11 protein-coding genes are annotated in these 14914 nt (G+C 72.1%); 7 read left to right on the forward strand and 4 right to left on the reverse strand.

Annotation, left to right across the window (positions count from 1 at the left end; translation table 11 throughout):
• Positions 1–9 precede the first annotated feature (9 nt).
• A complete protein-coding gene (locus tag SJY06_RS03330; RefSeq protein ID WP_380164617.1) occupies positions 10–162 on the reverse strand; it encodes a hypothetical protein in 153 nt (50 codons plus the stop codon).
• A 14-nt stretch (positions 163–176) separates the two neighbouring features.
• Positions 177–1532: an OFA family MFS transporter gene (locus SJY06_RS03335; RefSeq protein WP_380164619.1), complete on the reverse strand. Its 1356-nt coding sequence runs from the start codon at positions 1530–1532 to the stop codon at positions 177–179.
• A gap of 205 nt (positions 1533–1737) precedes the next feature.
• Between SJY06_RS03335 and fdhD the strand changes: the two genes are divergently transcribed.
• Entirely contained in the window at positions 1738–2538 is an 801-nt protein-coding gene (fdhD, locus tag SJY06_RS03340) for a formate dehydrogenase accessory sulfurtransferase FdhD (RefSeq protein WP_380169666.1), read from the forward strand.
• A 134-nt stretch (positions 2539–2672) separates the two neighbouring features.
• Here fdhD and SJY06_RS03345 read toward each other — a convergent pair whose 3' ends face one another.
• Together SJY06_RS03345 and SJY06_RS03350 are read right to left on the reverse strand one after the other, a co-directional pair.
• A complete protein-coding gene (locus tag SJY06_RS03345; RefSeq protein WP_380164621.1) occupies positions 2673–4595 on the reverse strand; it encodes a Xaa-Pro dipeptidyl-peptidase in 1923 nt (640 codons plus the stop codon).
• 174 nt (positions 4596–4769) lie between these two features.
• Positions 4770–5777: a TIGR03560 family F420-dependent LLM class oxidoreductase gene (locus SJY06_RS03350; protein WP_380164622.1), complete on the reverse strand. Its 1008-nt coding sequence runs from the start codon at positions 5775–5777 to the stop codon at positions 4770–4772.
• A 352-nt stretch (positions 5778–6129) separates the two neighbouring features.
• On the opposite strand from SJY06_RS03350, the gene SJY06_RS03355 reads away from it, so the two are divergent.
• The 6 genes from SJY06_RS03355 to yjfF all read left to right on the forward strand — a co-directional run bounded on the left by SJY06_RS03355 (position 6130) and on the right by yjfF (position 14880).
• Positions 6130–8772 carry a family 43 glycosylhydrolase gene (locus tag SJY06_RS03355; protein WP_380164623.1) on the forward strand — a complete coding sequence of 881 codons (2643 nt, stop codon included), beginning with the start codon at positions 6130–6132 and terminating at the stop codon, positions 8770–8772.
• A 67-nt stretch (positions 8773–8839) separates the two neighbouring features.
• Positions 8840–9910: a LacI family DNA-binding transcriptional regulator gene (locus tag SJY06_RS03360; RefSeq protein WP_380164624.1), complete on the forward strand. Its 1071-nt coding sequence runs from the start codon at positions 8840–8842 to the stop codon at positions 9908–9910.
• Positions 9911–10094: 184 nt separating this feature from the next.
• Positions 10095–11120, forward strand: coding sequence for an ABC transporter substrate-binding protein (locus SJY06_RS03365; RefSeq protein WP_380164626.1), 1026 nt, complete (start codon positions 10095–10097; stop codon positions 11118–11120).
• A gap of 123 nt (positions 11121–11243) precedes the next feature.
• A complete protein-coding gene (locus SJY06_RS03370; RefSeq protein ID WP_380164628.1) occupies positions 11244–12776 on the forward strand; it encodes a sugar ABC transporter ATP-binding protein in 1533 nt (510 codons plus the stop codon).
• A complete protein-coding gene (locus tag SJY06_RS03375) occupies positions 12773–13816 on the forward strand; it encodes an ABC transporter permease (RefSeq protein ID WP_380164630.1) in 1044 nt (347 codons plus the stop codon). The genes SJY06_RS03370 and SJY06_RS03375 overlap by 4 nt, the downstream gene beginning before the upstream one ends.
• Positions 13816–14880 (forward strand): galactofuranose ABC transporter, permease protein YjfF, encoded by a 1065-nt coding sequence (gene yjfF, locus SJY06_RS03380; RefSeq protein ID WP_380164632.1) that lies wholly within the window; start codon positions 13816–13818, stop codon positions 14878–14880. The genes SJY06_RS03375 and yjfF overlap by 1 nt, the downstream gene beginning before the upstream one ends.
• Positions 14881–14914 lie beyond the last annotated feature (34 nt).

Genomic DNA, 14914 nt, shown 5'->3' on the forward strand with positions numbered 1-14914 from the left:
AGTGTGCGGTCATCCGAACAGGGCCGCGACGCGGACCGCGGTCTCGCCGACGCCGTAGACCAGGGCCACGCCGACGAGCACCCACAGGGCGATCGCGGCGGTGCGCTCGGCGGCCTCGGAGGCGCTGGAGTGCTGACGGGGGGTGCCGGTCTCGTCGTTCATGGCGGGCTCCTGTCTCAGCGCTCGCCGGCGAGGGCGGGCTCGGCGGCGGTGGACGGCTCGTGGAAGCGGCTGCTGACGGGGCGGACGAGCAGGTTGGCGACGAAGCCGACGACCAGCACGCCGACCATGATCGACAGCGACAGCGTGTAGAGGTCGGCACCCTCGGCGCCCCGACGGGTCTGCAGGTCGATGATCGAGCTGACGATGATCGGCCCGGCGATACCGGCGGCGGACCAGGCGGTCAGCAGCCGGCCGTGGATGGCGCCCACCTGGTACCCGCCGAACATGTCCTTGAGGTAGGCGGGGATGGTCGCGAACCCGCCGCCGTAGAAGCTGAGGATGACCACGGTGAGCAGCACGAACACCGGCAGCGACAGCGTGCCGAACAGGGTCACGAGCAGGTACAGGACCGCCCCGACGCCCAGGTACATGATGTAGGTGTTCTTGCGGCCGATGACGTCCGACGTCGAGGACCAGACGATGCGCCCGGCCATGTTGGCCAGGCTGAGCAGGCCGACGAACCCGGCCGCCTCGGCCGCGCCGACCGAGTCGCCGAAGAACGACTGGATCATGGGCGAGGCCTGGGCGAGGATGCCGATGCCGGCGGTGACGTTGCAGAACAGCACGACCCACAGCAGGTAGAACTGCGGGGTCCGGATGGCGTTCGTCGCGCTCACGTTGGCCGTGGTCCGCATGGCGGAGGTCTCGGAGGCGGCGGGCGGGGTCCAGCCCTCGGGCCGCCAGTCCGGTGCCGGGACGCGCACGAAGTAGGCGCCCAGGCTCATCAGCACGGCGTAGGTGACACCCAGGACGAGGAACACCGGGACCAGGGCGTCCTCCGGGTTCTCGGCGAACACGCCGAGCAGGCGGTTGCTCAGCGGGGACGCCACGAGCGCGCCGCCGCCGAAGCCCATGATGGCCAGGCCGGTGGCCAGGCCGGGACGGTCCGGGAACCACTTGATCAGCGTCGACACCGGCGAGATGTAGCCGATGCCCAGCCCGATGCCGCCCAGGAACCCGTAGCCCAGGTAGACCAGCCAGAGCTGGCCGGAGGAGATACCGACCGCGGCGACCAGGAAGCCCAGGCTCCAGCAGGTGGCCGACAGGGCCATCGCCTTGCGGGGGCCGTTGCGCTCGACCCAGGTCCCGCCGAAGGCGGCCGACAGGCCGAGCATGACGATGGCGATCGAGAAGATCACGGCGACGGGCGTGGCCTCGACGCCGAACCGGGTCTCCAGGGGGGAGTTGAAGACGCTGAACGCGTACACCTGGCCGATCGACAGGTGCACGGCCAGGGCGGCCGGGGGTACCAGCCACCGGTTGAATCCGGGACCGGCGACGGTCCTCTCACGGTCGAGAACTGCGAGCATCCTTGCTCCTCCGGTGCTGGCCGTGGACGGAGGTCCACGCGGTCGGGCTGACGGGTCTGTGTACGTGTGGTTCAAACTGCAAGCAATTCGGGGACGCGTTCCGGCGCCTCCCGTGCGACGAGCGGTACCTCTGGCACGACGAACGGTCGTCGCCGTCGTCGGGTGGGTACCCCGCGGACGCCGGCCGCATACTCGCCAGGTGCCGATGACGACCCGCCGCCGCGTCCTGCGCCACGACACGACGACCGGGGCCACCACGCAGCGCCCCGACTCCCTCGCGGTCGAGGAGCCGTTGGAGGTGCGGCTGTCGGGCAAGGCGTTCACCGTCACCATGCGCACGCCGGGCCACGACATCGACCTGGCCCTGGGGTTCCTGGTGGGCGAGGGGGTGATCGGCGCCGCCGAGGACGTGGTGACCGTCCGCTCGCTCGACGCCGCCGTGGACGTGGTCCTGGCCCCGCACGTGCCACCGCCCGACCCGTCGCTGGAGCGGCACGTCTACACCTCGTCGGCCTGCGGCGTCTGCGGCAGCGCGTCGCTGGAGGCCGTCGACAAGGTGGCCCGGTTCGACGTCTCGACCGACCCGCTGCGCCTGGACCCGGCGCTCGTCGCCGGGCTGCCGGACCGGTTGCGCGAGCGGCAGGCGGCGTTCGACTCCACCGGCGGGTTGCACGCGGCCGGCCTGGTCGACCCCGACGGCGAGCTCGTCGTCGTCCGCGAGGACGTGGGTCGGCACAACGCCGTCGACAAGGTCGTCGGCTGGGCGCTGCGCGAGGGGCTGGTGCCGCTGGTCGGTCACGTCCTGCAGGTCAGCGGCCGGGCGTCGTTCGAGCTGGTGCAGAAGGCCAGGCTGGCGGGCATCCCGGCGCTCCTCGCGGTGTCCGCACCGTCGTCTCTGGCCGTCGAGCTGGCCGACGACGCCGGGATGACCCTGGTCGGGTTCAGCCGCGGCGGCCGGTTCACCGCCTACACGCGCTCCGACCGGCTGGACCTGCCGGCCTCCTGACGAGCACGGCCTGCCCCGGCGGTGGAGGCGTTCCACCGGGGCAGGCCGTGGGCTGGTGACCGGCCGGGCCCGTGCGGGCCCGGCCGGCGGCAGGGGTGGCGCCGCCGGGGAAGCGGCGCTCGCGGGGGGAGGTGCTAGCGCAGGCCGGCGGCGCGGGCGGCAGCCCGGCCCCCGACGACGGGCAGGGTGATGCTGCTGCGGGGCGCGCCGATGGAGATCTCGGCCCGGTTCTGATCGGCCACGCTGGGGTAGCCGCTGTAGGAGCCGAGGATCACGACACCGATCCGGTGACCTGCCTCGAAGACGTAGTCCTCGGGCAGCAGCTCGAAGTCCACGTCGTTCACCGCCCCCGGCACCAGCGGGGTGGCCGCGGTGATGCTGTCGAGGTTGAGGGCGTCCTGGATGCCCTGGGTGACCATCTCCTGCGGGTTGCTGGCGACGGTCTTCTCGGTCTCGCGGTAGCAGGGGTCGTCGGCCGCGCTCGACAGGCCCCAGCAGGTCTCGCTGTCGGCGCCCAGGGTGCGGATGCCGTCGCCGGAGGTGCTGAACCGCTCCCGGGTGCCGTAGTCCACCAGCACCGCGGCGAAGTTCGTGTCTACGTCGTCGACCTTGGCCTTCAGCGTCACGTACGGGCTGCCGGAGATGTGCAGCGGGGCCGTGAGCGGCGCCGAGCGGTAGACGAGCCGGTTGGGCTCGGCCGCCGCGGGCGGGGCGATCGCCTGGTTGCGGGACGTGCTCGTGCGGTCGGTGAACGTGGTCCACGCGGCGCCGCGGCCCGGGCTGGTGCCCAGCCCGCCCGAGCCGTTGTCGGCCCCCGGCTGCAGGAAGACGTCGACCGGGGCCGCGTTGGGCAGCGGCCAGGTCGGGTGGGTCTCCCACTCGTCGGGGTTGCGCTCGATATCGACCATCGGCTCGTCCATGATCCCGTTGTCGATGTCGAACAGCTCGTGGTCGAACCAGCGGTGGATGGTGTCGACCCACTCCTCGCGGCGGAAGTCGAACGGGTCGATGTGGCCGGTGCCGGTCAGCCACAGCTTGCGCTCGACGTCGTTCTCGGCGAGCAGGTCCCACCACTGGACGAGGTGGTCGGTCTTGACGTTCCAGTCGTTGATGCCGTGGACCACGAAGACGCTCGCGGTGACCTTGTCGGCGTCGGGCAGGTAGTTCCGCTCGTACCAGTAGGGCGTGTAGTCCCCGGACTCGTCGCCGTCGTTCGCGCTCAGCTCCGTCCGGACCGGGGCGCAGTACGCGCGGCGCGAGGGCGTGGTCACCGTGTTGGACAGGCTGGCCGGGTAGTTCGTGTTGAACCGGATGCCGTTGCTGCGCGAGTACAGGTACCAGTTGCTGATGGCCGAGATCGGGACGCTCGTCTCCAGTCCCTCGACGCCCGTCGCGGCGGCCGCGTTGGCCAGGGTGCCGTCGTAGGACTTGCCGATCATGCCGGTGCTGCCGTTGTGCCAGTCGGCCACGACCGCGTTGCCGTCGGCGTCGCGCCCGGGGCGGCGTCCGTTCAGCCAGTCGATGGCGGCCACGGCCGACAGGTTGTCGCCGACGCCGCCCGTGGTCGGGCAGCCCGTGCTGCCGGAGGTGCCGATCATGTCCAGCAGCATCACGGCGTAACCGCGGGGGACGAAGTAGTTGTCGTAGTACAGCGGCCACTTGTCCAGCAGGCCGTCGCCGTCGGTGTCCTGCTTGCACTCGGCCTCGTTGCCGCGGCACGAGGTCACGTAGTACGGGCTCGCGTCCATGATGACCGGCGCCTCGTGGCCGTCCTCGGTGGCGGCCGGGCGCATGATGTCGAAGGCCACCACGTCGAGCTCGCCGTCGGAGTCGCTGTCGACGTCGGAGGTGACGAAGACCTTCTCGCGGATGGCGTCCTCGTAGCCGAACACCGGCTGCGTCACCCCGTCGGTGACGGTCAGGACCGGGGTCTCCGCCTCGCTGCCGGACGCGTTGGCCGGGGCGGCGAGGGTGGCGAGCAGGACGGTGGACAGGGCGGCGGCGAGCGCGGCCGCCCCCCGTCGGGCGTGACGGCTGCGGGACGGGCTGAGTGGCATGGTTCCTCCGCCTGGGAGCGGCCCCCGAGCGGGCCCGCGTCGTGACGGATGTCTAGCGGCGATTCCCGGACGTTCGGTCAGTCGATACCGGATCGTTACACAACTGACTCATCCGGCGGTTGCCCGCGGCCCGTTCACCCGGTTCGCCCGGTCCGGCATAAGTCTCGGCGGGGCTCAGCCGCGCAGCGCCGGGATGACCTCCCGCTCGAACAGCTCGATGCCGCTGTTGTCGTAGGCCGCCTCGGGGAAGTAGAGGATCGGGTACGTCATGCCGGCCGCGACCAGCGGCCGCAGCTTCTCGACGACCTGCTCCGGGGTGCCGACGGCGGGCAGGTCCGGGGCGTTGGAGGCGACCTCCCGCTCGAGCGCCTCGGGCGAGACCAGGCCCTCCAACCGCGAGCGGCGCTGGGCGAGCCGGTCGGCGACCTCGGCCTCGTCGCGGCCGATCACCACGTTGTAGTTGGCGCTGCGCGTGATGCTGCCGAAGTCGCGGCCCAGGTCGCGGCAGTGCCCGGCCAGGACCTCCGACTTGTGCGTGAAGCCATCGAGCGTGCCGTCGAAGTTGGTGTAGCGCGCGTGCTCCGCGGCGATGCGCAGGGTCTTGCGCTCGCCGCCGCCGGCGATCCACAGCGGGATCCCGCCGTCCTGCAGCGGCAGCGGCCGGCAGAGCGCGCCGTCGGTGCGGTACTGCTCGCCCACGTAGGTCGAGGTCCCCTCGCTCCACAGCTGGCGCATGATCTCGACGCCCTCGCGCAGCATGGCCAGGCGCTCGCCCGCGCCGGGGAAGCCGTAGCCGTAGGCGCGCCACTCGTGGGAGTACCAGCCGGCCCCGATGCCCATCTCGACCCGACCGCCCGAGACCACGTCGATCGTCGCGGCGACCTTGGCCAGGTACGCGGGGTTGCGGTAGCCCATGCACGAGCACATCTGCCCCAGCCGGACCCGGTCGGTGACGGCGGCGAAGGCCGCCATCAGCGCCCAGGCCTCGTGGGTGGCCTCCGCCGTCGGCTCGGGGACGGTGTGGAAGTGGTCGTAGACCCACAGCGACTCCCACGGGCCGGCGTCGGCGCGCAGGGCCAGCGACCGCATGGCGGCCCACTGCTGCGCCGGGTCGATGCCGACCAGGTCCAGTCGCCAGCCCTGGGGGACGAAGAGGCCGAACCGCAGCGTCGCGTCAGTCATGACCGGGACGGTAGCCGTCGCCCGCGACGGCGGCGCGGCGACCGTGACTGGGGCACCCGGGGCGTGTGACCCGGCTTGGACGAGGGGTTGTGACCTTGATTTGTTAGCGATAACATCGCCGCGGTCGACGACGACCCCCGACCCACCCGACACCGACGTCGTGCCTGCTCAGCGTGGGTCACGGCCCCGGACGACCCCCACCCCCGGACCCGGCACCGGCCTGCCCGCCGCTGCGACGACGGGTCCCTCGAGCGCGCCCCGGTGCGCTCCCTCCCCGTCACCGACGACAGAGGACCACCCACCGAAGGAGCTGCTCGTGCAACGACGAACGAGAAGACACGCACCACGACGCATGGCGCTGGTCGCGGTCACCGCCGCGGCGTCGCTCGCGTCGGGAGGCCTCGTGGCCGCCCCGGCCACCGCCGCCGCCGACCTGATCACCAACGGCGGGTTCGAGGACGGCCTGACCGGTTGGTTCGCGAACAACGGCAACGCGGCCGACCGGGCGCAGCTCACCATCACCGACGACGCGTACTCCGGCGAGGCCGCCGTGCGGGTCAGCCAGCGCGGCAGCACGGGCTCGGGCCCGATGCAGGACCTGTCCGGCGACCTGGTGGCCGGCGAGACCTACGACCTGAGCGCGCGGATCAAGTACGACGACCCGGCGAGCCCGGCCACCAAGCAGTTCTTCATGACGATCCACTACGGGGGCGGGTCGTACACCAACATGGGCAGCGTCACCGTGCCGCGCGGGCAGTGGGGCCTGATCGACTCCACGTTCACCATCCCGGCCGGGCAGAGAGTCAGCACGGCGCGCGTGTTCCTGGAGACGCCGTGGGTCGCCGACCCGACCACCGACCCGGCCACCCACCTGATGGACTTCACCGTCGACGACGTGACGCTCGAGGGCGTCGAGCCGCCGCCGCCGGCCCCGCCGGCCTGGCGCACCATCGAGGTCGTCGGCAAGGAGCCGGGGGACAGCAACCCGCTGATCTCGCACAAGTTCGGGGCCGACGGCTTCGGCCTGGTCGAGGACGACCGCGTGTACATGTACATGACCAACGACACGCAGGGCTACGAGCCGGACCCCGAGACGGGCGTCTCGCCGCAGATCAACTACGGCGACATCAACCAGCTGACGCTCATCAGCTCCGAGGACCTGGTCAACTGGACCGACCACGGCGAGATCCAGGTCGCCGGGCCCAACGGCGTCGCGCCCTACACGAACAACTCGTGGGCGCCCGGCGCGGTGCAGAAGGTCGTCGACGGCCAGACCAAGACGTTCCTCTACTACGCCAACGGCGGCGGCTCCAGCAACGTCATCGTGGGGGACTCCCCGCTCGGGCCCTGGAGCAACGAGCGCGACAGCACCCTGATCGACGGCCGCACGCCCGGTGCCGAGGCGGTCGCGTGGAAGTTCGACCCCGCACCGTTCGTCGACCCGGCCGACGGCCAGCCGTACCTGTACTTCGGCGGCGGGCCCGCCTCGACCGCGTTCCCGGCGGCCGAGCGGTACAACAACCCCAAGAACATGCGGGGCATCGAGCTCACCGACGACATGGTCAACACCCAGGGCACCGCCTTCGTCCTGGACACCCCCGTGTCGTTCGAGGCGCCGCACGTGTTCGAGCGCGAGGGGCTGTACTACATGACGTACTCCTCGCACTTCGGTGGCCCCGACTTCGGCGGCAACCAGACGCCCCTGCCGGGCTACCCCGGCGGCGGCCAGATCCCCTACATGATCTCCGACGACCCGGCCAGCTGGCCCAAGGAGACCTACGAGGGCGTGCTGTTCCCCAACCAGTCGCAGTTCTTCGGCGCCGGCACCGGCGGCAACAACCACCAGTCGGTGTTCGAGCTGGGCGGCGCGTACTACTTCACCCACCACGCGCCGACGCTCAACAAGCGCATCAACGGCGACCAGACGCAGGGCTACCGCAGCCCCCACATCGAGAAGCTGGAGTTCGACGCCGACGGCACGATCCAGCAGGTCGTGGGTACCTACCGCGGCGTGGACCAGGTCAAGGACCTCGACCCCTACCGGGTCATGGAGGCCGAGACCATCGCCTGGCGCCAGGGCCTGACCACCGTCGACGTCGACCGGCCGTCGGCCGAGTTCGGCGAGGACGCCCCCAACCTGGCGCTGACCGACATCCAGGACGGTGACTGGACGTCGCTGTCGTCGGTCGACTTCGGCGACGCCGGAGCGGCGAGCGTGGGCGCCACGGTGCGCCCGCTGACCGAGGGCGCGGCCGTCGAGGTCCGCCTCGGCGACCGCGAGGCCGACGTCGTCGCCACGGTCCCGGTCACCGGCGCGGCCGGGGAGTGGACCGACGTGTCCGCCGACCTGTCCGGCGTCACCGGTGTCCACGACGTCTACTTCACCTTCACCGGTGCGGCGGACACCGACCTCGTCGAGGTCGACACCTGGTCGTTCGTCGAGGCCGAGGACGACGCCCCGGCCACCGACGTGTCGCTGGCCGACGTGCTCGGCGCGGACACCAGCGGGCCGGAGAGCCCGCGGGCCGCGAACGGTGACGACTTCGACCTGCTCGCGGTCGCGGTCGCCCGGGTGCTCGCGGCCCGGCCCGACAGCCCGGTCGGGATCCTCGCGGACCCGACGCAGGCCCTCACGGCGTTCCTGCCCGACGACGACGCGTTCGTCGCCTCGCTCGACGCCGCCACGGGCCGGGTCACCAACGAGAAGGTCGCCGCCGGCCGGCTGCGGACGGCCTTCACGGCGGCCGAGCTGGAGCAGGTGCTGCTGGACCACGTGGTCCTCGGCGCGACCCTGACCAGCACCGAGGTGCTCGCCGCGGACGGTGCCGAGCTCACCACCGCGGGCGGGTCGACGCTGACCGTCGAGGTCGACGGCGGGCAGGTCAGCCTGCTCGACGCCGACGGCGAGGTGGCGGCCACCGTCACCGCGGTCGACGTCAACCTGGGCCAGGCGCAGGTAGGCCACGTGATCGACCGGGTGCTCCTGCTGGGCTGACCGGCCGCACGGGGCAGAGGGGTCGGCGGGATCGTTCCGCCGGCCCCTCTGCCAGTAGCCTCGACCGGTGAACCCGAGCCGTCGTCCGCCGTCGATGGCCGACGTCGCCGCGGTGGCCGACGTGTCGCACCAGACGGTGTCCCGGGTGCTCAACTCCCACCCCAGCGTCCGGCCCGAGACCCGGCAGCGGGTGCTCGACGCCGTGCGCGAGCTGGGCTACCGCCGCAACAGCGCGGCCCGGGCCCTGGTCACCCGGCGGACCGGCACCATCGGTGTGCTGACCACCGGGTCGGCGCTGTACGGGCCGATCAGCACGCTGGTGGCGCTGGAGGAGGCCGCCCGGCAGGCGGGGTTCTTCGTCAGCGTGGCCACGCTGCGCCAGTTCGACCCCGACACCATGGCCGGCGTCCTCGAGCACTTCATGAGCCAGGGGGTCGAGGGCATCGTCGTCATCGCCCCGCAGGACGCCGTGGCCGAGGCCGTCGACGCGTTCCGGGCCCCGCTGCCGGTGGTCATGATCTCCGCCCGCCCGGACGGCCACCCGCACGAGACGACGGACACCCACCCGCCCGGCGCCGCCACCGTCAGCGTGTCGGTCGACCAGCGCCTGGCCGCCCGGCTGGCCACCGAGCACCTGCTCGGCCTCGGGCACCGCACCGTCACCCACCTGGCCGGGCCCGCGGACTGGTTCGACGCACGCGAGCGCGAGGTCGGCTGGGCCGAGGCCCTGCGCGACGCCGGCGCCCCGGCGCCCGCCGTCGTGCGCTGCGACTGGGGCGCCGACACGGGTTACGAGGAGGGCCGGGCGATCGCCGCGGCCGTCCGGCGCGGTGAGGGCCCGACCGCGGTCTTCGCCGGCAACGACCAGCTGGCGCTGGGCCTGCTGCACGCCTGCGCCGAGGCCGGGGTCCGGGTGCCCGAGCAGCTGTCCGTCGTGGGGGTGGACGACGTGCAGGGCGCGGCGCACTTCATGCCGCCGCTCACCACCGTGCGCCAGCCCTTCGACGAGCTGGGCCGGCGCTCCCTGGCCTCGATGCTGCTGGCCCTGGGGGCCGAGCACGAGGCGCACGCCCGGGAGCTGATCCGCCCCGAGCTCGTCGTGCGCTCCAGCACGGCCCCGCCGCCCGCCGACGCCTGACCCGGCACCCCGGACGAACCCCGCGCCGGTTGCGTCGACCGACACCCGTTTCGTTACCGCGCGGGGGTTGACGCGGCTGGAAGTGTTAACGCTAACATCGGACTCGTACCGCGGACCGGCTCCCCTTCCCCGAGTCGCTCCGTCACCCGGCACCGACGCCGGGACGCATCTCGAGGAGGAGTGCATGACACGCATCACTGGTCCGCGGACCATCCGGACTTCCGCCCTGGTCGGCGCCGTGCTGCTGGCCCTGTCGGCCTGCGGCGGCGGCGGCGAGGCCACTGACGACGGCTCGGCCGCGGCCGGTGGCGGCGCCCCCGCCGACGGCGAGCTGATCTCCGTCGGCTTCAGCCAGGTCGGTGCGGAGAGCGGCTGGCGCGCCGCCAACACCCAGTCCATCCAGGACACGCTGACGGAGGAGAACGGCTTCGAGCTCAGCTTCTCCGACGCCCAGCAGCGTCAGGAGAACCAGATCCAGGCCATCCGCAGCTACATCGCCCAGGACGTGGACGTCATCGCGTTCTCGCCCGTGGTCGAGACCGGCTGGGACGCCGTGCTGGAGGAGGCTGCGGCCGCCGAGATCCCGGTCGTGCTCACCGACCGCGCCGTCGACACCCCGAACGAGGACCTGTACGTGTCGTTCATCGGCTCGGACTTCGTCGAGGAGGGCGAGCGCGCCGGGGCGTGGGTGTCGGAGAACCTCGGCACCGAGCCCATCAACGTCGTCGAGCTGCAGGGCACCACCGGCTCGGCCCCGGCCAACGACCGCAAGGAAGGCTTCGAGTCGGCCATCGCCGACAACCCCAACGTGACCATCACGGCCTCGCAGACGGGCAACTTCACCCGCGCCGAGGGCCGCACGGTCATGGAGGGCTTCCTGCAGTCCGAGGGCGCGGAGAACATCGACGTCCTGTTCGCGCACAACGACGACATGGGCCTGGGCGCCATCGAGGCCATCGAGGCCGCGGGCCTGGTCCCGGGCGAGGACATCCAGATCGTCACCATCGACGCGGTGCGCGACGGTATGCAGGCGCTGGCCGACGGCAAGATCAACTTCATCGTCGAGTGCAACCCGCTGCTCGGGCCCGACCTGGCCGACATCATCACCTCGGTCGTGGCCGGCGAGGAGGTCGAGAAGCGCATCGTGGTCGAGGACCAGGAGTTCGACCAGGAGGCCGCCGTCGAGGCCCTCCCGGACCGGCAGTACTGACCGGCCGTACCGACCGGCCACACAGGTCGCCCCGGGGTGCGTCGACGCGCCGACGCACCCCGGGGTGCACCCCCTGCCCGCCGTCCGGGGGCAGGGGCGCGACACGGTGAGAGAAGGCTGGCGATGACGACGACGTCGGACCGGGTACCGGTGGTCCGCATGAGCGGGATCTCGGTCGAGTTCCCCGGGGTGAAGGCCCTGCAGGAGGTCGACCTGACCCTGCACGCCGGTGAGGTGCACGCCCTGATGGGCGAGAACGGCGCCGGGAAGTCGACGCTGATCAAGGCCCTGACCGGGGTCAACCGGCTGAGCGCGGGGACGATCCACGTCGGCGGGCAGGAGCAGGTCTTCGCCACGCCCGCGCAGGCCCAGGCGGCCGGGATCAGCACCGTGTACCAGGAGGTCAACCTATGCGAGAACCTGTCGGTGGCCGAGAACATCATGCTGGGCCACGAGGCCCGCCGCGGCCCCTTCGTCGACTGGCGCACCACCCGGGCCCGCAGCCGGGAGCACCTGCGCGCGCTCAACCTCGACATCGACCCCGCCTCGTCGTTGTCCTCGCACTCGCTGGCCGTGCAGCAGCTGGTCGCCATCGCCCGCGCCATGGTCGTCGACGCCCGGCTGCTGATCCTCGACGAGCCGACGTCGAGCCTGGACGCCGACGAGGTGCAGCAGCTGTTCACCGTCATGCGGACCCTGCGCGACCGCGGTGTCGCCATCCTGTTCGTCTCGCACTTCCTCGAGCAGGTCTACGAGGTCAGCGACCGGATGACCGTGCTGCGCAACGGTCGCCTGGTGGGGGAGTACCGCACGGCCGAGCTGCCCCGCCTGGAGCTGGTGTCCAGGATGATCGGCACCTCGCTGGAGGTGCTCGAGCAGCTGCAGGAGACCCCCAAGCGCGCCGAGGCGCTCGAGCACGGGGAGCCGTACCTGCGGGCGACGAGTCTGGGCCGCAAGGGCTCGGTGCAGCCGTTCGACCTGGACGTGCACCCCGGCGAGATCGTCGGCCTCGCCGGGCTGCTCGGCTCCGGGCGCACCGAGCTCGCCCGCCTGCTGACCGGCGCCGACCGGCCCGACTCCGGCACCGTCGAGGTGCAGGGTCGGCCCGTCCGGCTGCGCAACCCGCGCGCGGCGCTGGGCCAGGACATCGCCTTCAGCTCCGAGAGCCGCAAGACCGAGGGCATCGTCGGGGACCTGACCGTGCGCGAGAACATCGTCCTGGCCATGCAGGCGGAGCGGGGCTGGGCCCGGCGCATCCCCCGCAAGGTGGCCGACGAGGTCGTCGCCCGCTACGTCGAGGCCCTCGGCATCCGGCCGGCCGACCCCGAGGCCCTGGTCAGGAACCTGTCCGGCGGCAACCAGCAGAAGGTCCTGCTCGCCCGGTGGCTGGCCACCGAGCCCCGCCTGCTCGTCCTCGACGAGCCCACCCGCGGCATCGACGTCGGGGCCAAGGCCGAGATCCAGCGCCTGGTCGCGAACCTGGCCACCGAAGGGATGTCCGTGGTGTTCATCTCCGCCGAGCTGGAGGAGGTCGTCCGGCTCAGCCACCGGATCGCCGTCATCCGCGACCGGCGCAAGGTGGCCGAGGTCGTCAACGACGACGTGAGCGCCGACGACGTGGTCCAGCTGATCGCCGGTTCGGAGGTCCCGGCGTGAGCGCCGTGGCCGGCCTGACCCGGCACCGCCTGTTCTGGCCGCTGGCCGCCCTGGTCGGGCTGCTGCTGGCCAACACCCTGCGCGCGCCCGGCTTCCTGGCCGTCACCGTCCGGGACGGGCAGCTGTACGGCGCCGGGATCGACATCCTGCGCAACGGCGCCCCGCTGCTGCTGGTGGCCCTCGGCATGACGCTGGTCATCGCCACCCGCGGCATCGACCTGTCGGTCGGGGCGGTCGTGGCGATCTCGGGGGCGGTGGCCACGTCGTTCATCGCGTCCTCGCCGGACCCGTCCTCCCCGGTCACCGTCCTCGTCGGGGCGAGCATCGCGGTCGCGCTGTCGTTCGTGCTCGGCACCTGGAACGGGTTCCTCGTCTACGTCGTGGGCATCCAGCCCATCATCGCCACGCTCGTGCTCATGACGGCCGGGCGCGGCGTGGCCATGCTCATCACCGGGGGGCAGATCACCACGCTGAACAGCGAGCCCTACCGGTACATCGGGTCGGGCTACCTGCTGGGCCTGCCGGTGTCCGTCGTGTTCGCGGTGCTGCTGTTCGCGGTGGTCGCGTTCCTCACCCGGCGCACCGCGCTGGGCATGCTCATCGAGGCCGTCGGCATCAACCCGACCGCCAGCCGGCTGGCCGGGCTGCGCTCGCGCGGCATCATCTGGCTGGTCTACGCCCTGGCCGCGACCTTCGCCGGCCTCGCCGGGCTGATGATCAGCGCCAACACCATGGCCGCGGACGCCAACAACGCCGGCCTGTTCATCGAGCTGGACGCCATCCTCGCCGTCGTCATCGGCGGCACCTCGCTGGCCGGGGGCAAGTTCTCGCTGTCCGGCACGCTGGTGGGTGTGCTGGTCATCCAGACCCTGACCATCACCGTCACCGTCCTGGGCGTCCCGCCGTCGGTGACGCCGCTGTTCAAGGCCGTCGTCGTCATCGCCGTCGTGCTCATGCAGGCGCCGCTCGTGCAGAGCCGGCTCCGGGCCCGACGACGGACCACCCCCACGACCCCTGCTCCCGCCGAGGTGAACGCCTGATGGTCACCCAGCACGACACCCCCCGCGCCGGCACCCCCGCCGACCAGCCGGTCCCGCTCGCGTCGGACCGTGGCCGCCGCCGGCTGCCGGCCCTGCTGCAGGCGCGCCCGCAGCGGCTCGACCGCCGCTACGTCCCGCTGGCCGGGGCCCTGCTCGTGTTCGGCGCAATGCTGCTGATCGGCGGGCTGCGCTACGACAACTTCCTGTCCGGCGCGGTCATGTCGAACCTGTTCATCAACTACGCCTTCCTGATCGTCATCGCCGTCGGCATGACCTTCGTCATCCTCACCGGCGGGATCGACCTGTCGGTCGGGGCGGTCGCGGCGCTGTCGGGGATCCTCGCGGCCTACCTGTTCCAGTCCGGCTGGCCCGCGCCGGTGGTCATCCCGCTCGTCGTCCTGGTCGGCTCGCTCATCGGCCTGGTGGTCGGCGTGATGATCCACTACTTCGAGGTGCAGCCGTTCATCGCGACGCTGGCCGCGATGTTCCTGGCCCGCGGGCTCTGCTACGTCATCAGCCTGTCCGCCATCCCGATCACCAACGAGACCATCGTCGCGATCTCCGGCACCCGGTGGACGTTCGGCGACGGCTGGGCCATCACCCCCAGCGTCGTCATCGCGCTGGCCGTCGTGGCGGTCGCCGTGGTCGTGCTGCACCTGACCCGGTTCGGGCGCACGGTCTACGCCATCGGTGGCGGCGAGGGCTCGGCCCTGCTCATGGGCCTGGCCGTGGCCCGCACCAAGGTCGCGGTCTACGTCATCAGCGGCACGTGCTCCGGCATCGGCGGGTTCCTGTTCGCGGCGTCGTCCCGGTCCGGCTACTCGCTCATGGGCGTCGGCCTCGAGCTGGACGCCATCGCCGCCGTCGTCATCGGCGGGACCCTGCTGGTCGGGGGCAGCGGGTACGTCCTGGGCTCCGTCCTGGGCGTCCTGGAGCTCGGCCTGATCCAGACCATCATCACCTTCGAGGGCACCCTCAGCTCCTGGTGGACCCGCATCGTCATCGGTGCGCTCCTGCTGGCCTTCGTCGTCCTGCAGCGCGCGCTGAGCCTCGGGCGCCGGTAGCGACACACCGGTGAGCGCCGTCACGCCCCCCACC

It is taken from the genome of Jannaschia sp. R86511 (assembly GCF_042466345.1).
Classification (GTDB): Bacteria; Actinomycetota; Actinomycetes; order Actinomycetales; family JBBAYJ01; genus Aquipuribacter.